The 22161-nt window shown below is 69.2% G+C and carries 18 protein-coding genes; 9 read left to right on the forward strand and 9 right to left on the reverse strand.

What is annotated here, in order from left to right; all coding sequences use genetic code 11:
• Positions 1 to 53 precede the first annotated feature (53 nt).
• Positions 54 to 1262 carry an LL-diaminopimelate aminotransferase gene (locus OXR60_RS16805; protein WP_267397107.1) on the reverse strand — a complete coding sequence of 403 codons (1209 nt, stop codon included), beginning with the start codon at positions 1260 to 1262 and terminating at the stop codon, positions 54 to 56.
• Between the two features lie 286 nt (positions 1263 to 1548).
• Here OXR60_RS16805 and OXR60_RS16810 point away from each other — a divergent pair, with 286 nt between their 5' ends.
• The 3 genes from OXR60_RS16810 (at position 1549) to clpS (ending at position 6290) form a co-directional block, all read left to right on the forward strand.
• The gene (locus OXR60_RS16810; RefSeq protein WP_267397108.1) at positions 1549 to 4029 is read left to right on the forward strand and encodes a TonB-dependent receptor; all 2481 of its coding nucleotides are present in this window, start codon (positions 1549 to 1551) and stop codon (positions 4027 to 4029) included.
• A gap of 69 nt (positions 4030 to 4098) precedes the next feature.
• The gene (locus tag OXR60_RS16815) at positions 4099 to 5829 is read left to right on the forward strand and encodes an alpha/beta fold hydrolase (protein ID WP_267397109.1); all 1731 of its coding nucleotides are present in this window, start codon (positions 4099 to 4101) and stop codon (positions 5827 to 5829) included.
• 116 nt (positions 5830 to 5945) lie between these two features.
• Positions 5946 to 6290, forward strand: coding sequence for an ATP-dependent Clp protease adapter ClpS (gene clpS / locus OXR60_RS16820; protein WP_267397160.1), 345 nt, complete (start codon positions 5946 to 5948; stop codon positions 6288 to 6290).
• A gap of 37 nt (positions 6291 to 6327) precedes the next feature.
• Here the strand turns inward: clpS and OXR60_RS16825 are convergent, their stop codons facing one another.
• Complete coding sequence (locus OXR60_RS16825; RefSeq protein WP_267397110.1) at positions 6328 to 7059, reverse strand: Crp/Fnr family transcriptional regulator; 732 nt, start codon at positions 7057 to 7059, stop codon at positions 6328 to 6330.
• Positions 7060 to 7208: 149 nt separating this feature from the next.
• On the opposite strand from OXR60_RS16825, the gene murA reads away from it, so the two are divergent.
• Positions 7209 to 8492, forward strand: a complete 1284-nt coding sequence (gene murA, locus OXR60_RS16830; protein ID WP_267397111.1) for a UDP-N-acetylglucosamine 1-carboxyvinyltransferase — start codon at positions 7209 to 7211, stop codon at positions 8490 to 8492.
• A 56-nt stretch (positions 8493 to 8548) separates the two neighbouring features.
• Here the strand turns inward: murA and OXR60_RS16835 are convergent, their stop codons facing one another.
• The 6 genes from OXR60_RS16835 to lgt all read right to left on the reverse strand — a co-directional run bounded on the left by OXR60_RS16835 (position 8549) and on the right by lgt (position 13855).
• Positions 8549 to 9064: a phosphoribosyltransferase family protein gene (locus OXR60_RS16835; RefSeq protein WP_267397112.1), complete on the reverse strand. Its 516-nt coding sequence runs from the start codon at positions 9062 to 9064 to the stop codon at positions 8549 to 8551.
• 57 nt (positions 9065 to 9121) lie between these two features.
• Positions 9122 to 10447, reverse strand: coding sequence for a cystathionine gamma-synthase family protein (locus OXR60_RS16840; protein WP_267397113.1), 1326 nt, complete (start codon positions 10445 to 10447; stop codon positions 9122 to 9124).
• A gap of 105 nt (positions 10448 to 10552) precedes the next feature.
• Entirely contained in the window at positions 10553 to 11314 is a 762-nt protein-coding gene (gene pgeF, locus OXR60_RS16845) for a peptidoglycan editing factor PgeF (RefSeq protein WP_267397114.1), read from the reverse strand.
• Positions 11311 to 11820 (reverse strand): GNAT family N-acetyltransferase, encoded by a 510-nt coding sequence (locus OXR60_RS16850; RefSeq protein ID WP_267397115.1) that lies wholly within the window; start codon positions 11818 to 11820, stop codon positions 11311 to 11313. The genes pgeF and OXR60_RS16850 overlap by 4 nt, the downstream gene beginning before the upstream one ends.
• Positions 11817 to 12890: an SAM-dependent methyltransferase gene (locus OXR60_RS16855; protein ID WP_267397116.1), complete on the reverse strand. Its 1074-nt coding sequence runs from the start codon at positions 12888 to 12890 to the stop codon at positions 11817 to 11819. The genes OXR60_RS16850 and OXR60_RS16855 overlap by 4 nt, the downstream gene beginning before the upstream one ends.
• A 68-nt stretch (positions 12891 to 12958) precedes the next feature.
• Positions 12959 to 13855: a prolipoprotein diacylglyceryl transferase gene (gene lgt / locus OXR60_RS16860; protein ID WP_267397117.1), complete on the reverse strand. Its 897-nt coding sequence runs from the start codon at positions 13853 to 13855 to the stop codon at positions 12959 to 12961.
• A gap of 65 nt (positions 13856 to 13920) precedes the next feature.
• Between lgt and OXR60_RS16865 the strand changes: the two genes are divergently transcribed.
• Complete coding sequence (locus tag OXR60_RS16865; RefSeq protein WP_267397118.1) at positions 13921 to 15630, forward strand: class I adenylate-forming enzyme family protein; 1710 nt, start codon at positions 13921 to 13923, stop codon at positions 15628 to 15630.
• A 47-nt stretch (positions 15631 to 15677) separates the two neighbouring features.
• Here the strand turns inward: OXR60_RS16865 and OXR60_RS16870 are convergent, their stop codons facing one another.
• On the reverse strand, positions 15678 to 17330 hold the full coding sequence (locus tag OXR60_RS16870) for an inorganic phosphate transporter (RefSeq protein WP_267397119.1): 1653 nt from the start codon (positions 17328 to 17330) through the stop codon (positions 15678 to 15680).
• A gap of 220 nt (positions 17331 to 17550) precedes the next feature.
• Between OXR60_RS16870 and OXR60_RS16875 the strand changes: the two genes are divergently transcribed.
• The 4 genes from OXR60_RS16875 (at position 17551) to OXR60_RS16890 (ending at position 22105) form a co-directional block, all read left to right on the forward strand.
• Positions 17551 to 19758: a molybdopterin cofactor-binding domain-containing protein gene (locus tag OXR60_RS16875; RefSeq protein WP_267397120.1), complete on the forward strand. Its 2208-nt coding sequence runs from the start codon at positions 17551 to 17553 to the stop codon at positions 19756 to 19758.
• A gap of 2 nt (positions 19759 to 19760) precedes the next feature.
• Positions 19761 to 20768, forward strand: coding sequence for a ferrochelatase (gene hemH / locus OXR60_RS16880; RefSeq protein WP_267397121.1), 1008 nt, complete (start codon positions 19761 to 19763; stop codon positions 20766 to 20768).
• Positions 20769 to 20816: 48 nt separating this feature from the next.
• Positions 20817 to 21539: an acetoacetyl-CoA reductase gene (gene phbB / locus OXR60_RS16885; RefSeq protein WP_267397122.1), complete on the forward strand. Its 723-nt coding sequence runs from the start codon at positions 20817 to 20819 to the stop codon at positions 21537 to 21539.
• A gap of 143 nt (positions 21540 to 21682) precedes the next feature.
• Positions 21683 to 22105 (forward strand): hypothetical protein, encoded by a 423-nt coding sequence (locus OXR60_RS16890; protein WP_267397123.1) that lies wholly within the window; start codon positions 21683 to 21685, stop codon positions 22103 to 22105.
• Positions 22106 to 22161 lie beyond the last annotated feature (56 nt).

Here is a 22161-nt window from a genome sequence, read left to right on the forward strand (position 1 = left end):
CGTCACCCGCCATCGGCAGAGACCCCAGCTTTCGCTGGGGTGACGAGGATATCTTACCCCGCGTTGCGCGACGGGGTGTTGACCCCCATCGATTGCAGATACTTCTTCACGTTGCGCGCCGCCTGGCGCAGCCGCTGCTCGTTCTCGACCATCGCGATGCGCACGAAGCCCTCGCCGTTCTCGCCATAGCCGACGCCCGGTGCCACGGCGACCTTGGCGTGGGTGAGCAGCTGCTTGGAGAATTCAAGGCTGCCGAGATGCGCCACCGCCGGCGGCAGCGGCGCCCAGGCGAACATCGACGCGCGCGGGGAGGGGATGTCCCAGCCGGCGCGGCCGAAGCTCTCGACCAGCACGTCGCGGCGGTGCTGGTAGAGCTGGCGGTTCTTCTCGACGATGTCTTGCGGGCCGTTGAGTGCGGCGCAGGCGGCGGCCTGGATCGGCGTGAACGCGCCATAGTCGAGGTAGCTCTTCACCCGGGTGAGCGCCGCGATCAGCTGCTTGTTGCCGACCGCAAAGCCGATCCGCCAGCCTGCCATCGAATAGGTCTTGCTGAGCGAGGTGAACTCGATCGCGACGTCCTTGGCGCCCTTGACCTGGAGGATCGAGGGCGTCGGGTTGCCGTCATAATAGAGCTCGGAATAAGCGAGGTCGGAAATGATCCAGACCTTGTTCTCCTTCGCCCAGGCGACCAGCCGCTCGTAGAAGGCGAGGTCCACCGCTTCGGCGGTGGGGTTGGACGGATAGTTGACCACCAGGATGCTCGGCCTCGGCACGGTGAAGTTCATCGCCCGCTCGAGGCTCTCGAAATAATGCTCGTCGGGCGTGGTCGGCACCGCGCGGATGGTCGCGCCGGCGATGATGAAGCCGAAGGTGTGGATCGGGTAGGAGGGATTGGGCGCGAGCACCACGTCGCCCGGCGCGGTGATCGCGGTGGCGAGGCTGGCGAGCCCCTCCTTGGAGCCCATCGTCACCACAACCTCGGTCTCGGGATCGAGATCGACCCCGAAGCGGCGGCCATAATAGTTCGCCTGGGCGCGGCGCAGCCCGGGAATGCCCTTCGACTGCGAATAGCCATGCGCGTCGGGCTTCATCGCCACCTCGCACAATTTGTCGAGCACGTGGCTCGGCGGCGGCAGATCGGGGTTACCCATGCCGAGATCGATGATGTCCTCGCCGGCCGCGCGCGCCGCCGCTCGCATGCCGTTGACCTCGGCGATGACATAGGGGGGGAGACGGCGGATGCGGTAGAAATCGTCGGACATGGGGCACCTTTCTGCGTCCACCCTATCCTTTAGCGCCCGGCGAAACCATCCTTTCGCGCCCGTTTAGTCTGCGGCGCTTCGCATCTGCCACCAGGGCGTCACCCCTGCGCAAGCTGGGGTCTTTCACGAGGGCAGGCGGCAGGAGCCGCTTGGGGCCGCAGCCTTCGCTGGGGCGACGGAGCGGATATCGAGGCTTCCCCACCGCCGCGGTGCCTGTATATGGCCAAATATATCAGGGAATGGCGCGGCAACGTCCGCGTGTAACAGGTCAGTACGGGGGCAACGAATGACCAAGCGGCTCGGCGGCATGATTTCGGCGGCGGCACTGGGTTGCGCGCTCGCGACACCGGCATGGGCGCAGGGTGCCGGCGCCGCGATCCCCGAGCAGAACGCCGTCGCCGCGACCGGCGAGAATTCCACCGCTGCGACCCGCCCGACGCGAGTCGCCGCCGACGATGGCTCCGCCGCCCTGCCCGAGATCCTCGTCACCGCACGGCGTCGCTCGGAGGATGCTCAAGCCGTGCCGAGCGGGCTATCGGTGGTCGGCGGCGACCTGCTCGATCGCTCCTATACGGTGAACACCCAGCAGCTGTCGCAACTGGTGCCGGCGCTCAACTACAGCTCGGCCAACCCGCGCAACACCGCCTTCACCATCCGCGGTCTCGGCAGCAGCGTGGTCGCGGTCAGCCAGGCCAATGACGGGCTCGAGCCCGGCGTCGGCTATTACGTCGACCAGGTCTATCATGCCCGTCCGGCGACCGCGGCATTCGATTTCAGCGACATCGAGCAGATCGAGGTGCTGCGCGGGCCGCAGGGCACGCTGTTCGGCAAGAACACCACCGCCGGCGCGATCAACATTACTACCCGCGCGCCGACCTTCACCCCCGAAGGCCAGGCCGAGATCAGCTATGGCAGCTTCAACTTCGTTCAGGCCAAGGCGGCGGTGTCGGGCCCGATCAGCGACAATCTTGCGGGCCGCGTGTCGGTGGTCAGCACCCGGCGTGACGGAGTGATCGACAACGTCCGCACCGGCCGCGCCAACAACGGCGTCGGCAACCAGGCGATCCGCGGCCAGTTGCTGTTCAAGCCGTCGGACGATCTGTCGGTGCGGCTCACCGGCGATTTTACCAATTTCCAGAGCAATTGCTGCACCCAGGTCTATTACGATGTCGCGGTGCGGCCGACGACGGGCACCGACCCGACGATGTTCCGCACCGCCTCGCGCCAATATGGCGGCCCCGCTGGGCTCGCCGCGCAGTTCGGCTATGCGCCGCCGAGCACCAACCCTTATGACCGCAAGACCGACATCGACGCGGCGCTGGGGGTGGATACCAACGAGGGCGGCGTCTCGGCGATCGTCGACTGGAACCTCGGCGCCGTGACGCTGACCTCGGTCAGCGCCTGGCGGTTCTGGAACTGGGATGCCGCCAACGATCGCGATTATACTGGCATCCAGATCCAGACCGAGCAGCACATCCCCTCGCGCCAGGACCAGTACAGCCAGGAATTGCGCTTCGCCTCCAACGGCGATCATGCCCTGAGCTATGTCGGCGGGCTGTACTTCTTCCGCCAGCGGGTGATCGGGCGGCCGATCTCGATCTACGGGTCGCAGGCCGCGCGCTGGCTGATCGGCACCACCACCGGCACCGGCGCCGCCGCGATCGCGGTCCCCGCCAATCTGCTCGACGGCTTCGGCACCGACGGCCGCACCGATTTCCAGTCGAACAGCTACGCCGCGTTCGGCGAGGTCAACTGGCGCCCGGTCGACCGGCTGACGCTGACCGGCGGGCTGCGCTACACCTATGAGGATAAGAAGGGCACCTACGACACCTTCACCTTCGGCGGGCTGCAGACCACCAACGCCGCGCTAAACGCCGCCAAGCTCTCGATCCTGCGCGGCCAGAGCTATGACGCCAAGGTCAACGACGGTGCGCTGACCGGCCGCGCCAACATCTCCTATGAGGTGGTGGACGACATCTTCACCTACGCCAGCTTCGCGCGCGGCGCGAAATCGGGCGGGATCAACATGTCTGGCCTGCCGCTCAACAACCAGAACCTGCCCGCGCTCAACACCGCGGTGGTGCGCCCCGAAGAGAATACCGCCTATGAGGTCGGGGTGAAGACCCGGCTGTTTGACCGCCGCCTGATCCTCAACATCGATGGCTTCTACACCCGCGTCACCGATTTCCAGGCCAATGTCACCGATACCAACGCCGCCGCGGCGCTGCGTACCTATCTCGCCAACATCCCGCAGGTGACGGTGAAGGGCTTCGAGGCGGACGCCACTGCCGCGGTGACCCGCCACCTGACGCTGCGCGCCAGCGTCGCTTATGCCGATGGCAAATACGCCTCCTACCCGGCGGCGCCATGCCCGATCGAGCGGATCGGCAACACCACCGCGGTGTGCGACCTCTCCGGCCAGCAGCTGCCGAGCCTGCCGAAATGGGCCTACACCTTGGGCGCCGATTATGCCCAGCCGATCGGCGACGCCGGCAGTGGCTTCCTCCACGTCGATTCGAACACCCGCACCCGCCAGTTCGGCGATCCGACCGGCTCGGCCTATACGGTGATCAACGGCTATACGGTGGTCAACGGCAGCATCGGCTATCGCTCCACCGAGGGCTGGGAGCTGGCGGTGTTCGCCCGCAACCTGCTCGACAAGGATTATATCCAGAACGTTACCGTCCAGGCCGGCAATTCCGGGCTGATCCTGGCGACGCCGAGCGACCCGCGCACCATCGGCGTCACCTTCCGCATCCGCCGCTGAGGGAGGAGGCGCGAAGTTCTTTCCCTTGCCCCGGTCGAGCGGCTAAGGCGCTGGCCCAAGAGAAAAGCCATGGCCGACCCTGCCGACCAACCATCCACTGCGATCCCGAGCCTGGCCGAGCTCCAGCAGTGGACCTGGGTGCTCGGCCGCGCCCAGCAGATGATGATGGAACAGGGGTTCGATCTCGCCGAGGCCATGATGCCGGCAGATACACCCGCCGCCGCCGCGCTGGGGGGCGCCCATGATTATTGGAGTGACAGCATCGCGCTGTGGCAACGCTGGCTCGACCCGGCAGCAGCGGCGCCGCCACCCGCCGCGTCAGACGGCGACCCGCGCGATCGCCGCTTCACCGCGCCGGCCTGGCGCGACGATCCGCTGTTCGACTGGATCCGCCGAAGTTATCATCTGCTCGCCGGCCGCATGCTCGGCGAGGTCGATGCGCTCGCCGATCTGCCCGATCGCCAGCGCGAGCAGCTGCGCTTCGCCACCAGGGCGCTGGTCGACGCGATCAGCCCGGCCAATTTCCCGCTCACCAACCCCGAGGTGATCGAGCGGACGATCGCCACCAACGGCCAGAACCTGCTCGACGGGCTGCAGCACATGCTCGCCGATCTCGCCCGCGGCCAGCTCACCCACAGCGACGGCAACGCCTTCGAGCTCGGCCGCAACCTCGCGACCACGCCGGGCAAGGTGATCAAGCGCACGCCTTTGTACGAGCTGATCCATTATGCGCCCACCACCGACACGGTGCTCGCGACCCCGCTGGTGATCTTCCCGCCGTGGATCAACCGCTTCTACATCCTCGATCTCACGCCCGAGAAGAGCTTCATCCGCTGGGCGGTGGCGCAGGGGATCAGCGTGTTCGCGGTGTCGTGGAAGTCGGCCGACGCGACGATGAAGGACGTGAGCTGGGACGATTACGTCGTCGCCCAGGCCGAGGTGGTGGAGACCATCCGCGCGCTGCTGGCGGTGCCCGCGGTGCACGCGATCGGCTATTGTGTCGCCGGCACCACGCTCGCCGCGACTCTGGCCTGGCTTGCCGCGCGCGGTGAGGCGGAGCAGATCGCCAGCGCCACCTTCTTCACCGCGCAGGTCGATTTCGCCGAGGCGGGCGATCTTGCCTATTTCGTCGACGACGACGCGCTGGCGCTGATCCGCGCGGTCTCGCCCGAGGGCTTCCTCGATGGCCGCTACATGGCGGCGACCTTCAACCTGCTGCGTGGCCGCGACCTGATCTGGAGCTATGTCACCAACCATTATCTGCTCGGGCGCGATTACCCGCCGTTCGACCTGCTTCACTGGAACGCCGACACCACCAACCTCCCGCTCGACTGGCATCTCGGTTATCTGACCGATCTGTACCGCGACAATCTGCTGGTGCAGCCCGGCGCGCTGGCGATCCGCGGTGTGCCGCTCGATCTCTCCCGCGTCGCCACTCCAAGCTACGTCCAGGCCGGGCGCGACGATCATATCGCGCCGGCGGCGAGCGTCTGGTCGATCACCCGGCTGTTCCGCGGCCCGATGCGCTTCGTGCTCGCCGGCTCGGGGCATATCGCGGGCGTGGTCAACCCGCCGGCCGCGGGCAAATACCAATATTGGACCAACGATGCCCCCGCCGACACGCTCGACGCCTTCGTTGCCGGTGCCACCGAGACCAAGGGCAGCTGGTGGCCCGACTGGAGCGCCTGGCTGCGCCGCCACGGCGATGCCATGGTGCCGGCGACCGGCGCCCGGTTACCGGGGGAGGGCACGCTGCCCGCGCTCGGCGACGCGCCCGGCGACTATGTCCGCACGCGCTGAGCGGGGCCGATCAGGGCTGCTGCCGATCCCGGCGCGCTTTAAGTCGGCCGCGCCTCTTGCCCCCACCCCCCGGCATGCCATATTTCTCTAACATCATGCAGCTTTCACCTTTCACCATGGCCGGTCGCCCCGACGACGGTTCCGACGACGGCGCTGGCGGCAACGGCAGCGGCACCGGGGTCGCCACCAAGACGCGCACCCGCACCAAGCAGCCGACGCCTTACCGGGTGCTGATGCTCAACGACGATTACACGCCGATGGAATTCGTCGTGCTGTGCCTGCAGCGCTTCTTCCGGATGGACATGGAGGCGGCGACGCGGGTGATGCTCCACGTCCACCAGAAGGGCGTCGGCGTGTGCGGCACGTTCAGCTACGAGGTCGCGGAAACCAAGGTCGGCCAGGTGATGGACTTCGCCCGCCAAAACCAGCACCCGCTGCAATGCACGCTGGAGAAGGCCTGAGCCGAGCGGCTAGACTAGCGGCGCCGCTGCAGGCAGGTCATTTGGCGGCAGGCAGCCAGCCAAGATCGATCCGGCTGCTGCGGTCGATGTAATTGGCGGCGCGGATCAGCGCCGGCTCGTTGGTGATGGTGAACCGACCGCCGGCGCGGCTGATCATTCCTTCCTCCTCGAGCTGGCGGAGCATGCGGTTGACGTGCACCGAGGTTAGCCCGGTGGCGTCGCCGATCTCCTCCTGGGTCAGCCCCAGCGCAAAGGACGCACCGATGTTGCGGTCGTCGATCCGCTGGCGGTTGCGGATCTCGATCAGCAGCGACGCCACCCGCACCTTGGCAGAGGTGCGGCCGAGTGCCGCGAGCCGATCGGTGAGGATCACCCGCTCCATCTCGTGCAGCGCCATCAGCACGCCGGTGAGGCGCGGGTGCTCGGCGATCAGCGTGCCGATCAGCGCGCGATCGAACGGCGCCACCACCGCCTCGCTCAGCGCCGCGATCGATTCGGTCGAGGTGCGGTAGACCAGCGACGAGACGCCGATCAGGTCGCCGGGAAACAGGAAGCGCAGGATCTGGCGACTGCCGTCCGGCAGCAGCACGAAGCTCATCAGCACGCCGCGGCGGACGATAAACATGTCGGCAAGCTTGTCGTGCTCGCGCAGCAGCACCGCGCCACGCCGCAGCGAGCGCTCGCGTTGTTCCAATCCGCTTAGGGCCACCATCTCGGCCGCCGTCAGTTCAATGAGTTCGCCGATGCGATCGACGAAACAGCTGCCCACGCGAATTTTTCCCCTTTTATCCGTGGCATGTAACAAGGCTCGGAAATCTTTGCCTTAAAGTTGATCAACCTAACAAGGCCCCAATGATCATGGCGGGCCGATGGTTGCCGGCCTTGCACGCGCCGGGCAGCGCGCTAGAGCCTTTGGTCATGGACCGTATCCTAATCCGCGGTGGCAACCGCCTCGAGGGCCGCTTGCCCATTTCCGGCGCCAAGAACGCGGCGCTTACCCTGATGCCCTGCGCCTTGCTCACCGACGAGCCGCTGACGCTACGGAATCTGCCGCGGCTCGCCGATGTCGATGGCTTCGGCCATGTGCTCAACCAGCTCGGCGCGTCGACTAAGATCGAAGGATCGCGGCCCGAGGATTTCGGCCGGGTGATGACGATCCGTGCCGGCCAGCTGACCTCAACCGAGGCGCCCTACGATATCGTGCGCAAGATGCGCGCCTCGATCTTGGTGCTCGGCCCCGTGCTCGCGCGCGCCGGCGAGGCGACGGTGTCGCTGCCCGGCGGCTGCGCGATCGGCAATCGCCCGATCGATCTCCACCTGAAAGCGCTGGAGGCGATCGGCGCGGAGCTCGAGATGGCGGCAGGCTATGTCCGCGCCACCGCGCCGCAAGGCCGCCTCAGCGGCGGGCGCTACCGCTTCCCGGTGGTCTCGGTCGGCGCCACCGAGAATGTGATCATGGCCGCGGTGCTCGCCAAGGGCGGTAGCTGCATCGAGAATGCCGCGCGCGAGCCCGAGATCGTCGATCTGTGCAACTGCCTGGTGGCGATGGGCGCGAAGATCAGCGGCATCGGTACCGAGACGCTGGAAATCGAGGGCGTCGACCGACTCCATGGCGCCACCTATGCGGTGATGCCCGACCGGATCGAGGCGGGCAGCTATGCCTGCGCCGCGGCGATCACCGGCGGCTCGCTCGAGCTGGTCGGCGTGTCGGTGGCCGATATGCAGGCGACGATCGATGCGCTGCGCGAAGCCGGTGTCTCGGTCGACGAGACCAAGGACGGCATCCGGGTGTCGGCGAGCGGCCCGCTCCAGCCCGTTACCCTGTCGACCGCGCCGTTCCCGGGCTTCGCTACCGACATGCAGGCGCAGTTCATGGCGATGCTGTGCCTGGCGCAGGGCACCAGCGTGCTCACCGAGACGATCTTCGAGAACCGCTACATGCACGTGCCCGAGCTCGCGCGGATGGGCGCCGATATCCAGGTCCACGGCCGCACCGCGGTGGTCAAGGGCGTCGCCAAGCTGACCGGCGCGCCGGTGATGGCGACCGACCTTCGCGCCTCGATGAGCCTGATCCTCGCCGGGCTCGCCGCCGAGGGCGAGACCTCGGTGGCACGAGTTTATCACCTCGACCGAGGTTACGAGCGGCTGGAGGAGAAGCTCTCCGCCGTCGGCGCCGATATCGAACGCGCCAGCGACGGGTGAGCCTCACCATCACCTCGGCAGGTTGACCGCACGCCGGATCGCCTCGTCGGCCTTCCTCAGCCGATCCGCTCGGGCACCTCGGCAGCATCGGCGGCGATCGACTCCGCAGGGGCGACGGCCTCCCAGGGAAACACGAACCAGTCCTTGGTCACGCGGCGATCGATCGACCGCGCGCGATAGTCCACCCGCTCCGCCGAGGCGACATTGTCGATCAGCGTTGCAAAGCGCACGCCGTTGCCCCGCGCGCCCGCCGCCGCCAACGCGCCGCGAAGCTGGGCGATGGTGCGGCCCGAATCGTTGATGTCGTCCACCACCAGCAATCGCCCGCCGGCCCGGGTCCGCCCGGCGAGCCGCGCCAGCGCCAAGTCGGTCACCGCCGGCTCGCCGCCGGACCAATCCACCGACTGCATCGGCGCGCCGATCGCGTGGCTGAGGAACACCGCCGGCACCAGCCCGCCGCGGCCGATGCCGACGATCACATCGGGCCGCCAGCCGTCGCCGGCGATCGCATCGGCCAATTGACGAACAGCGGCGACGACCTCGTCGTGCGCGACAGGGGTGAAGATCGGCATCGCCCGGCTATCGCGACATTGCCCGGTAGGGGCAAGTCGCGGCACCGGGCGCACCGCTCAGATCGCCGCCAGCGCTTGATCGAAATCGGCAATCAGATCGTCGGCATCCTCCACCCCGATCGAGATCCGCACCAGATTGTCGGTGATTCCCAGCGCCTGCTTGCGCGCGTCGGGCACCGAGAGGTGGGTCATCGCCGCGGGGTGGCTCGCCAGCGTCTCGGTGCCGCCGAGGCTGACCGCGAGCTTGGCGATCTTTAGCGCATCGAGAAAGGCGAACGCCTCCTTCTCGCCGCCGTTGACCAGCAGCGAGAAGGTCGATCCCGCACCGGTGCAATGCCGCCGGTAGATGTCGGCCTGGCGCTCCATGCCGGGGCTGTCCTCGAGGAAGCCGAGATAGCCGACCCGCTCCACCTTGGGATGATGACGCAGGAAGGCGCAGACCTTGGCGGCATTCTCGCCGGCACGGCTCATCCTCAGCTCCAGCGTCTCCAGGCTGCGCAGCAGCATCCAGGCGGTGTTGGGGTCGCAGATCGTGCCGATGGTGTTGCGCATCGAGCGGATGGTGTTGATGTGCGCCTTGGTGCCGAGCACCCCGCCCGCGACCAGGTCCGAATGGCCGCCGGCATATTTGGTGAGGCTGTAGACGACGATATCGGCGCCGTGGCGCAGCGGCTGCTGCCACAACGGCCCCAGGAAGGTGTTGTCGATCGCGATCGGCGGCTTGTCGGCGGCATCGGCGAAGATCGCGTCGCGGCTCGCGGCAACCGCCTCGACATCGACCAGCGCGTTGGTCGGGTTGGCGGGGCTTTCGAGATAGATCAGCGCGACATGGCCGGTGGCGGCCTCGGTCAGCACCGCATCGATCTCCTCGCGGGTCGCGCCCGCCGGGAAGTCGAGCCACTTCACCCCGAACTTGCCGAGGATGCGGCCGATCAGCGTCTCGGTGGCGGCATAGAGCGGTCCGGAATGGACGATGGTGTCGCCCGGCTTGGTCATTGCCAGGAACAAGGTCGCGATCGCCGACATGCCGCTCGAGAAGGCGAGCGCATCCTCGGCCTCTTCCCAGATCGCCAGGCGATCCTCGAGGATCTCCTGGTTGGGCCCGTTGAAGCGCGAATAGACCAGCCCCTCGGCGCCGCCCGGGCGCTTGCCGGTGACGCCTTCGAAATGGCGCTTGCCGGCCGCGGCATTGGGGAAGACGAAGGTGGAGGTGAGGAAGATCGGCGGTTTTAGCGATCCTTCCGACAGCTGCGGATCAAAGCCATGGCCCATCATCCGGGTGGAGGCCTTCAGCTTGCGGTCGCCGATCGAATCGATCGACGCCTTGGGACGGCGGCTCGCCTGTACCCCGGTCAGATCGGCTTCGGTGTCGTTGGTCGCCATGGTGATCTCCTTGCGTTGCGGCTCAGCCTAAGTGAGGACGGTATCGAATGATACCACCTTCGTGCGCCGCACCGTGCCCCGACGGAGGCAGGAGCCCAGGCAAGGTCAGCCTGCGGCGATCAGGCTGATCTGGCGGCCGTAGCTCGGCTCGCCGCGATGGGTGGCGCGGCGGAAGCTGTAGAAGCGGTCCTCGGCCGCATAGGTGTCGAGCCCCAGCGCCTCGACCCGGCCGATGCCCGCAGCGGCGAGCCGGGCGACCACATTGGCTTCAAGATCGAACTGGTGATGCCCGGGCGCGCCGTCGACGAAAAAGCGTTCGTTGGCAGGATCGGCGGCGGCGAAGCGGGCGAGGAAGGCATCATCCACTTCATAGGAGGTGCGCGCGATGCACGGGCCGACCGCGGCGACGATCCTTGCCCGCTGCGCCCCGAGCCGCTCCATCGCGGCCAGCGTCGCATCGGTGACGCCGCCGAGCGCCCCCTTCCAGCCGGCGTGCGCGGCGCCGACCACGCCCGCTTGCGCGTCGGCGAACAGCACCGGCGCGCAATCGGCGGTGAGGATGCCGAGCACCAGCCCGGGCCGGTCGGTCACCAGCGCATCGGCCTGCGCGCGGGCATCGTCGGCGACCGGCGCGATGACGGTGACCGCCGTGGCGGAATGGACCTGGTAGACGGTGACGAGGCTGGCGCCGGGGGCCACCGCGTCGGCGGCGCGGCGGCGGTTGTCGGCGACCGCGGTAGGATCGTCGTCCGAGCCGAGCCCGACGTTGAGCCCCGCCATCGCCCCAGTCGACACCCCGCCGCGGCGGCCGAGAAAGCCATGGGCGACGCCGGCAAGCGCCGCGGCGCGGTTGACCTCGACGCTCACAGCGCCAGCCTCATGATCCGGTCGTCGTCTTCCTTGTCGCCGACCATGAAGGTGTAGCGGCCGATCTCGGCAAAGCCGCGCCGCTCGTAGAAGCGCCGCGCGCGGTGGTTGTCGACATAGACGCTGAGGATGATCTCGGCCTTGCCCATCGTGCGCGCGGCGTCGATCGTCCAGTCCATCAGCGCCGGGCCGACGCCGGCGCCATGCCAGCCGTCGAGCACATAGAGCTGGTGGAGCTCGATGGCCTGCGGGTGCCACTCGCCGGGGAACACCACCGGGCCGAGCTTGGCGAAGCCGATGATCGCCGCGCCGTCGGTGGCGACGCGGATGGTGTAGCGTGGGTCGGCGGCGTGCGCCGGCAGCCCGGCGGGGCCGAACGCCTCGCCGAGGAAGGTGGCCAGGTCGTGCGGCTGGTACAGCGTGCCGAAGGTGGCGGTGAACGACGCCGCGGCCATGGTGGCGAGTGCGGCGCCATCGGCGGCGGTGGCGTCGCGATAGGCGATCATGCGAACGCCGCCGGGGTCGGCCAGTCGCGGTTGGTGAGCGCGAGCGAGCGGAACAGCGTCCCCATGTCGCTCATCAGCCGCGATCGATCGGCGAGGATCGCCTCGGTGCGCTCGGGGGAGCCGGCGGCGAGCGCTGCGGCGCGGGCGTCGATGCCGAGCTGGCCGAGCAGGTCGCGCTGCGTCACCGGTCCCCAGGCGACCGCGCCTTCGGCCTGGCCGGCGGCGGCGAGGGTGGCGAAATCGACATGCGCGGACAGGTCGTTGTCGCCCGGCCCCTCGAACGGATTGGCAAAGCCATGGCCGCGCACCGCCTGCAGCGTCTCGCCGAGCACCGGGCCCTCATAGCCGTAATCCACCGCCAGCAGCCCGCCGCCCTGCGCGGTGAGCCGCCGCGCCAGCGTGCGGACGATGCCGACCGCGGCGGGCGAGGTTTCGAGGATCGCGCCCGCCGGGGCGTCGCGTAGCGATTCGGGCATCAGCTCGGCCGGCACCGGCTTGCCCGCGATCGGCAGGAACAGCGTGTCCTGGCAGGCGACCAGCCGCTCGTGCCAGCCATCGGCGCGATGAACCAACTGGCGGATCGGCAGCGCGTCGAAGAATTCGTTGGCGACGACCAGCAGCGGCCGATCGGTGGGCAGGGTGTCGACGCCGTCATGCCAGGTCGCGTGCGGCACCCGTTCGGCCTGGGCGGCGCGGAGCAGCGGGCTGGTCTCGACGAAATGGACCGGCGGCGTCAGCCCGGTCTTGGCCATCGCCCGCAGCGCATCGGCGGCGAGCGTGCCGCGACCGGGGCCGAGCTCCACCCAGGCGACCTCGGGGCTGCCGGCGCGCTGCCACAGATCGGCGCACCACAGGCCGATCAGTTCGCCGAACATCTGGCTGATCTCGGGCGCGGTGACGAAATCGCCACCGGCGCCGAGCGGATCGCGGGTCGCATAATAATGCGCATTGGCCGCGGCCATGAACTGCGACACCGGCATCGGCCCGGCCAGCGTGATCGCCCGGGCGAGCCGATCGGCGAGAGGGGCGGCGGGGCCGGGGCCGGAGCCGGGGTCGGGCGTATCGTTCATCTATCTTCCGGTCGTGTCGGCATGGCCATGGGGCCCTTCACCGTTGGCGAAGGGCGGGCGAGCCCGATCTACGAAACGCTCACCGTTCCCGCGATCGGCTCCACCCGCGTCCGCCGCCGCGCCGAGGTCAGCATCAGATAGGCGCCGCCGGCGATCATCGGCACGCACAGCCACTGGCCCATATGGATGTGGGTCGCCTCGATGAAGCTGCCGCGGAATTGGGCGTCGGGCTCGCGGAAGAATTCGACCACGAAGCGCGCGATGCCATAGCCGAGCACGAACAGGCCGACGAGCTTGCCCGGATCGTAGCGCGCCTTGGTGCGCCAGAAGGCGAACCACAGGATCGCGAACAGCACGATGCCCTCGAGCCCCGCCTCGTACAGCTGGCTCGGGTGGCGCGCCGGCTCGGGGATGCCGTAGGGCACGGTACGCTCGAACACGATCGCCCAGGCGACATTGGCGGGCTTGCCCCACAATTCGCCGTTCACGAAATTGGCGAGCCGGCCGAAGAACAGCCCGAACGGCACGCAGCAGGCGATATAGTCGTGGACGCGCAGCCAGTTGAGCTGATGCTTGCGCGAGAACAGGATCAGCCCGATCGAGGTGCCGATCACCCCGCCGTGGAAGCTCATCCCGCCATCCCACAGCCGGAAGATGTGCAGCGGGTGGAGGAACATCTCGGGCGCGTAGAAGATCACATAGCCGAGCCTGCCGCCGAGGATGATCCCCAGCGTCGCGTAGAAGACGAGATCGTCGGCATGGCGCCGCGCCATCGGCGCGCCGGGCTGGGCAAGCAGCTTGAGCAGGTACCACCAGCCGATCAGGATGCCGGCGATATAGGCCAGGCTGTACCAGCGCAGCGTGAAGAAGCCGAGCGAGAACACGTCCGGGTGGAGGCCGAGGTCGGCGAAATGGATGTGCTCCGCGGGCACGGTGGCAGCGGCGGCGAGAACGGGCAGGATCAAGGCTTCCCCCTGGGCTATGGCGCCTGCATAGTGGGGCAACGGCGTAAGACCAAGCGGAGAGAGATATGCGGACGGTGCTCGACGAGCGCATGGATGCGACGGTCAATGCACTGACCGCGCCGGGCGGCATGCTCGCCGCCGGTACGGTCGAGCAGGACGGCCGCACCCTGCCGGTGATCGCGGTCGCGCCGCCCACCCTGCCGCTCTATTTTGCCCATTACTGCCAGGAACATGCCGACAAGACCTTCCTGGTCGCCGGTGACGAGCGGCTGACCTTCGCCGCCGTTTATGCCGCCGCCACCGAGGTCGCGGGCGCGCTGATCGCGGATCACGGCATCGTGCCGGGCGACCGGGTGGGCATCGCGATGCGCAACTCGCCGTCGTGGATCGTGCTCTACATGGGCATCCTGATGGCGGGCGGCATCGCCACGCTGCTCAACGGCTGGTGGCAGGCGGACGAGCTGGAGGCGGCGATTCGCGAGGTCGATTGCCGGCTGATCCTCGCCGATCCGCCGCGCGCCGCGCGGCTTGCCGCGATTCCCGGCCTTGCCCGGCCGGTGATCGCGCTCGACGATACCCCGCCGCTGCTCGCGGCGCTGGCGCCGGTGCTGGGAACGAGCGGGAGCGGGGCGCTGCCGACGCTTCCCGCGCTCGCCCCCACCGATCCGGCGACGATCCTGTTCACCTCGGGCTCCACCGGCCTCTCCAAGGGCGCGCTCAGCGATCATCGCGGCGTGGTGCAAGGCGTGTTCAGCTTCCTCACCCAGGCGGTGACCATGCTCTCGATCGCCACCGCCGACGGCAATCCGCCGACCAGCCAGCCGGCGACGCTGCTGACGCTGCCGCTGTTCCACGTCACCGCGCAGGTGCCGGTGATGCTGCAGAGCTTCGCGATGGGCCGCAAGCTGGTGCTGATCCCCAAGTGGAACGTGCTGGAGGCGATGCGGCTGATCGAAGCCGAGCAGGTCACCTATTTCATCGGCGTGCCGCTGATGAGCTTCGAGATCCTCACCCACCCGGATCGCGCGCGCTACGACCTGTCCACCGTCACCGATTTCGGTTGCGGCGGCGCGCCGCGGCCGGTGGAGCATGTCCGCCGGATCGATGCGGAGATGGGCGGCGCGGCGCCGCTGATCGGCTATGGCCTCACCGAGACCAACGCGGTCGGCGCGGGCAATTGGCGCACCAACTATCTCGCCAAGCCCGACAGCACCGGCCGCGCCTCGCGGCCGCTGGTCGAGATCGCGATCCTCGACGATGACGGCGCCGAACTGCCGCAGGGCGCGCGCGGCGAGATCGGCATCCGCTCGATCTGCAACTTCCGCGAATATTGGCAGCGCCCCGAGGCGACCCGCGCCGCCTTCACCCCGCACGGCTTCTTCCGCACCGGCGACATCGGCTATCTCGACGAGGACGGCTATCTGTTCATCGTCGATCGCAGCAAGGACATCATCATCCGCGGCGGCGAGAACATCGCCTGCCTCGAGGTGGAGGCGGCGCTCTATGCGCATCCCGCGGTGGCCGAAGCCGCGGTGTTCGGCCTTGCCGATCCGCGGCTCGGCGAGGTGCCGGGCGCGGTGGTCCACCTACGTGCCGGATTGGCGCTGACCGAGGCCGATCTCCAGGCCTTCCTCGCTGTGCACATCGCCGCGTTCAAGGTGCCGGTGCGGATCTGGCTCGCGCCGGTGGCGCTGCCCCGGCTCGGCACCGAGAAGATCGACAAGGTCACGATCCGCGCCACCTATCGCGCGCTCGCGGCGCCGGAGCCGGCCTGAGCGAGGCTGCTGCAGGCGCAGCAGCCTCCGTCATCGCCGCGGCTGGCTCAAAGCCCCATGCTCTTCACCACCGTCAGCATTAGCCAGTAGAGCAGCCCCGACAGCAGCATCGCTACCGGCAGCGTCAGCACCCAGGCGAGCGCCATGTTGCGCACCGTGCGCTTCTGCAGCCCCGCGCCGTTGGCGACCGAGGCGCCGGCGACGCCCGACGACAGCACATGGGTGGTCGACACCGGCAGGCCGAACTGATCGGCGAGAAGGATGGTGGAGGCGGCGACCAGCTCGGCCGAGGCGCCCATGCCGTAGGTGAGGTGGCTCTGGCCGATCTTCTCGCCGACCGTGACCACGATCCGCTTCCAGCCGACCATCGTGCCGAGCCCCAGCGCCAGCGCGACGGCGACCTTCACCCAGATCGGGATGTAGCGCGTGCCCTCCTGGAGCTTGGTGTCATAGGCCTTGACCGCGTCGAGCTCGGCCGCGGTCATCTTGGTGCGCACGTCCTTGTCCTTGGCGACCAGCGTCGAGGCGTCGAGCACCAGATACATGTCGTTGCGCAGGTTCGGGGTCTCGGCGGCGGGCACCTTGCCGAGCGAACCATATTCCTCGATCCGGCCGGTGACGTCCTTCGACAGCGAGGCGAGCGCGGCAAAGCTCTGCGGCGAGCCGACCTTGCGCTCGCGCAGGCCCTGAGCGAGCGTCGCGCGGGCTTGGTCCGGGGTCGCCGACACACCAGGCGCCTGGCGCGCGAACGCCTGTTCGGCGGCGGTGGCGGCGCGGACGAAGGCCGGCGTCGCGCTCTCGGGCACGGTGCGGTTGAGCGCGTAGGCGGTGGGCGCGCAGCCGATCAGGATCAGCATGATCAGCCCCATGCCCTTCTGGCCGTCGTTGCTGCCATGGGCGTAGCTCACCGCGGTGCAGGTGAAGATCAGCAGCGCGCGGATGCCGCGCGGCGGCGGCTGGTTGGCGCCCGGCTCGCGATAGAGTTCGGGCTGCGGCGCGACCCGCTTCATCACCAGCAGCATCACGAACGCGCCGGCAAAGCCGATCAGCGGGCTCAGCAGCAGCGCCGCCAGCACCTTCTCGGCCTGGCCCCAGTCGACGCCGGCGGTGCCGCCCGGATTGGTCGAGAGCAACTGGTTGGCGAGGCCGACGCCGAGGATCGAGCCGATCAGCGCATGGCTCGACGAATTGGGCAGGCCGGCCAGCCAGGTGGCGAGATTCCAGCCGACGGCGGCGAGCAGCAGCGCGAAGATCATCGCATAGCCGCCGGCGCTGCCGACATGGAGGATGAGGTCGACGGGAAGCAGGGTAACGATCGAATAGGCCACCGCCCCGCTCGACATCATCACGCCGAGGAAATTGAAGCAGCCCGACCATACCACCGCGAGCGGCGCGGGCAGGGCATGGGTGTAGATCACCGTTGCCACCGCATTGGCGGTGTCGTGGAAGCCGTTGACGAATTCGAAGCCGAGCGCGATCACCAGCGCCAGGCCGAGGAACAGGAACACCCCGAACGCGAGCTTCTCGCCCACTTCGCTGGTGTCGAGCAGGATACTTACCCCCGCATAGGCAAGCCCGCCGAGCAGCACGGCAAGGAAGATCCACCGCCCCGCCGGATGGATATGTCCGTCGAGATGAGGCCCGCGGTGCGCTGCGGGCGCGTGCGGCGAGTCGGCGCCGGCGAATGCGGTAGTGGCCATGACGGAGCTATCGGCCTCCAGTGCGACAGTTTCGTGACGGCTGCGGGGGCATGATGGTGCAGGGCATCGGCCCATAACGCGGCGGCGGGAAACCCTATCCATCGCATCGTCACCCCCGTGTACACTGGACGACGGCTGGCGACGGGCGGCCGGGCGCGAGGAGCGACGACCTGCGACCTCCCACTGGCCTCGCCGTACCACCCTCGATACAGCCCGATCCATGACAGCGATCAGCAGACGCGGCGTGGTGATCGGTGGCGGCGCCGGAATCGGCCTGGTGGTCGCCTGGGCCTTGTGGCCGCGTACCTACCGGCCGACGCTGGTCGCCGATCCCGGCGAGCATCTGTTCGGCGCCTGGCTCAAGATCGGCAGCGACGGCCATGTCACCGTCGCGGTGCCGCAGCTCGAGCATGGCCAGGGCGTCTATACCGCGCTGCCGCAGATCGTCGCCGACGAGCTCGGCGCCGATTGGCGGACCGTCGGCGTCGAGCCCGCGCCGCTCAACCCGCTCTACGCCAACCCGCTGGCGCTCGACGAGCTGTTCGGCGGCGGGCTCGCCGGGCTGCCGCCCGGCTGGCGCGCCACGCTGGCCGAGCGCGCCGGGCTGATGCTCACTGGCGGCTCGAGCTCGGTGCGGATGTTCGAGGAGCCGTGCCGCGCCGCTGGTGCGACCGCGCGGGCGCTGCTCTGCCAGGCCGCGGCGGCGCGCTGGGGCGTTGCCTGGGCGGATTGCACGGTGGATGCGGGCTTCGTCGTCCACGGGAGCCGCAAGCTGCGCTTCGCCGAGCTTGCCGAGGCCGCCGCGGGGCTCACCCCGCCCGATCCGCCGCCGATCGGCGCGCAGGGCGCCGGCGCGCTCGCCGGCCATTCGCTGCCGCGGCTCGATGTGCCCGCCAAGGTGGACGGCTCGGCCAATTTCGCCGGTGACATCCGCCTGCCCGACATGGTCCATGCCGCGATCCGCATGGCCCCGCTCGGCGACAGCCGGCTGGTACGGGTTGATCGCGCTGCGGCGGACCGGGTTCGCGGCGTGGTCGCGGTGGTCGAGAACCCGCGCTGGCTCGCTGCGGTCGCCACCGACTGGTGGGCGGCGAACCGCGCGCTCGACGCGCTGGCGCCGCGGTTCGAGACCGCCGACGGCATCGTCGACGCCGCCGGCGTCGATGCCGCGCTCGCCACCGCCTTGGCGGCAAACGGCGTGGCGATGGCCACGGCGGGCGATGTCGCGCCGCTGCTGCGCGGCGGCGGGCTGATCACAGCCGATTATCGCGTCGGCCTCGGCGTCCATGCCGCCGCCGAGACGATGAGCGCCGCGGCCGCCTGGCGCGACGGCAGGCTTGAACTGTGGCTGCCGACCGCGGCGCCCGGGCTCACCCGCGCTGCCGCGGCGGCGGCGGCGGGGCTCGGCGAGGAGGCCGTGGTCGTCCACCCGATGATGGCCGGCGGGTCGTTCGGCGCCGCGCTCGAGCCGCTCGTCGCCGAGCAGGCGGCGGTGCTGGCGATGCGGCTCAAGCGCCCGGTCAACCTGGTCTGGTCGCGGGTCGAGGACCTGCTGCACGATCGCTATCGCCCGCCAGCGCGCGCGCGGATGACGGCGCGGCTCGCCGCCAATGGCGCGTTGGCCGGCTGGCGTGCCCAGATCGCCGCCCCCGCCACCGGGCACCAGCTCGCGCACCGGCTGATGCCGGGGGCACTCGCCACCGCCGCGACGCTCGGGCGCTCGGGTGATCCTTATGCGATCGCCGGCGCGGTGCCGCCCTATCGCGTCCCGGCTTATGCGGTCGATCATCATCTGGCGGCGATCGGGGTCCCCACCGGGCATCTGCGCGGCGGCGCCCACGGCTACACCGCCTTCTTCACCGAATCCTTCCTCGACGAATGCGCCCGCGCCGCCAACGCCGAGCCGCTGTCGTACCGGATCGGCATGCTCGGCGGCGAGCCGCGGCTGGCGCGCTGCCTATCGACCGTCGCCGCGCTCGGCGGCTGGAACGGCGGCGTGCCGGGCAGCGGCCAGGGCATCGCCTGCCATGCCCTGCGCGGCAGTTATATTGCGGTGCTCGCCGAGGCGCATGTGGGGGAGGGCGGCCGGCCGGTGGTCGACCGGTTGGTCGCGGCGGTGGATTGCGGCCGGCGGATCAACCCCGATCTGGTGCTCCAGCAGATCGAGGGCGGGCTGATCTTCGGCCTCGCCACCGCGCTCGGCGCGAGCACCGGCGTCACCCGCAACCTCGCCAATGCCCGCCACCTCGGCGCGCTCGGCCTGCCGCGGCTCGCCGACACGCCCGACATCATCGTCGAATTCGTGCCGTCTGCCGAGGATCCGGGCGGGGTCAGCGAGATCGGCGTCCCCGCGGTCGCCCCCGCGATCGCCAACGCGCTGTTTTCCGCAACCGGTACCCGGCGCCGCGCTTTGCCGCTAAGAGCCTGATCATGACCCCTCCCGCCGATCACCCGCCGATCCCCCCGCGCAAGGTTGGCGTGTTGCTGACCAACCTCGGCACCCCCGATGCGCCCGATGCGAAGGCGGTGAAGCGCTACCTCGGGGAATTCCTGTCCGATCGGCGCGTGGTCGAGCTGCCGGCGATCGCCTGGCAGCCGATCCTGCGCGGCATCATCCTCCAGACCCGGCCGAAGAAGTCGGCGCATGCCTATGGCCTGGTGTGGCGCGACGACGGCTCGCCGCTCGCCGCGATCACCCGCGCGCAGGCCGCGGCGCTGCGGGGCGCGTTCGGCGAGGGCGTGCTGGTCGATTATGCGATGCGCTACGGCAATCCGTCGATCCCAGAGCGGCTCGCCGCGCTGAAGGCGCAGGGCTGCGAGCGCATCCTGCTCGCGCCGCTCTATCCGCAATATTGCGCCGCCACCACCGCGACCGCCAACGATCGCGCCTTCGCGGCGCTCGCCGGCATGCGCTGGCAGCCGGCGATCCGCACCCTGCCGCCCTATCATGACGATCCCGCCTATATCGACGCGCTCAAGCGCACCGTCGAGGCGCAGATCGCCGCGCTCGATTTCGTCCCCGAGGCGGTGGTCGCGAGCTTCCACGGCATGCCCAAGCGCACGCTCGAGCTCGGCGATCCCTATCACTGCCACTGCCAGAAGACCGCGCGGCTGCTCGGCGAGGCGCTGGGCCGCGAGCTGATCGTCGCCTTCCAGTCGCGGTTCGGCCCGGCCAAATGGCTCGGCCCCGCGACCGACGAGACGCTGGCGGCGCTGCCCGCGCAAGGCATCCGCAAGGTCGCGATCCTCGCGCCCGGCTTTTCCGCCGACTGCCTCGAAACGCTGGAGGAACTCAGCATCCGCGGCCGCGAGAGCTTTGTCGCCGCCGGCGGTACCGATTTCGCCTATCTGCCCTGCCTCAACGACACGCCGGTCGGCATCGACATGCTGCGCGCGCTGATCGGCCGCGAGCTGCAGGGCTGGGTGGCGGCTGGCTAGGGCGGCGTCGGTAGGCCAGGGTGCGAGAACGGCAACGAGGGAGCAGGCATGGCACGGGTAGCGATCGTCACCGGCGGCACGCGCGGGATCGGCGAGGCGATCAGCTTGGCGTTGCGCGAAGCCGGGATGATTGTCGCCGCCACCTATGCGCGTGACGAGGCCCGCGCCGCCGCCTTCACCGCCGCGACCGGCATCGCCACCTACCGCTGGGACGTCGCCGACCCCGAGGCCTGCACCGCCGGGTGCGCCCGTGTCGCCGCCGAACTCGGCCCGGTCGATGTACTCGTCAACAACGCTGGCATCACTCGCGACGGTACGCTGATGACGCTCGACTATGCCGCCTGGCAGGCGGTGATCGACACCAACCTTGGCGGCTGCTTCAACATGGCCAAGGCGGTCTTCCCCGGCATGCGGGAACGGCGCTGGGGGCGGATCGTCAACATCGGCTCGATCAACGGCCAGGCCGGCCAATATGGCCAGGTCAATTATGCCGCCGCCAAGTCCGGCATCCATGGCCTCACCAAGGCGCTGGCGCAGGAGGGCGCGCGCGCCGGGATCACCGTCAACGCGATCGCACCGGGCTATATCGATACCGAGATGGTCGCCGCCGTGCCACCCGAGGTGCTCGACAAGATCGTCGCCCGCATCCCCGTCGGCCGCCTCGGCCAGGCGCGCGAGATCGCGCGCGGCGTCGCCTTCCTCTGCGCGGAGGAAGCCGGTTTCGTCACTGGCTCGACGCTGAGCATCAACGGCGGCCAGCACATGTACTGAGGCGGCAGCGGCGCATGGTTAAACCCTGGATTAACAACACATTCCGCCTCGGTTCAGCCCGACTCGGGCAAAGCCTGCAACACGCTCTCACTTGGTGCGTTTATCCAGGCGAACCGAGCGATTACGAGTTGAGGAGGTTCGGCATGAACGGTTTGATCAAGAAGGCAGGGCTGGGTATCGCGCTCGCCGCGACCGCGGTGGTGGCGGCAGCACCGGCAGACGCGCAGCGCTACGGCTATCGCGGTGGCTATCATGGCGGTTATCGCCATGGCGGTGGTGACGTCGCGGCGGGCGCGCTGCTCGGCGGCATCGTCGGCCTGGGTCTCGGCGCGGCGATCGCGAACGACGGCCGCGGCCGCTATTACGATCGCGGCTATTATGACGCGCCGCCCCCGCCGCCGCGCGCTTACTACGACGGCTACGGCTATAACGACGGCTACGGCTATAACGGCGGCTATGGCTACAACCGCGGCGGCTATGGCTATGGCTACGCCCGCCGCTGCTGGACCGAGCGTCGCTACGATCCTTATTACGGCCGCAGCGCCCGGGTCCGGGTCTGCAACTAAGTCGTAGGCGAGCGATCGCCTGTTACATCGGCCACCAACGGGCGGCGGGCGCAAGC

Source organism: Sphingomonas sp. GC_Shp_5, from assembly GCF_026540855.1.
GTDB lineage: Bacteria > Pseudomonadota > Alphaproteobacteria > Sphingomonadales > Sphingomonadaceae > Sphingomonas.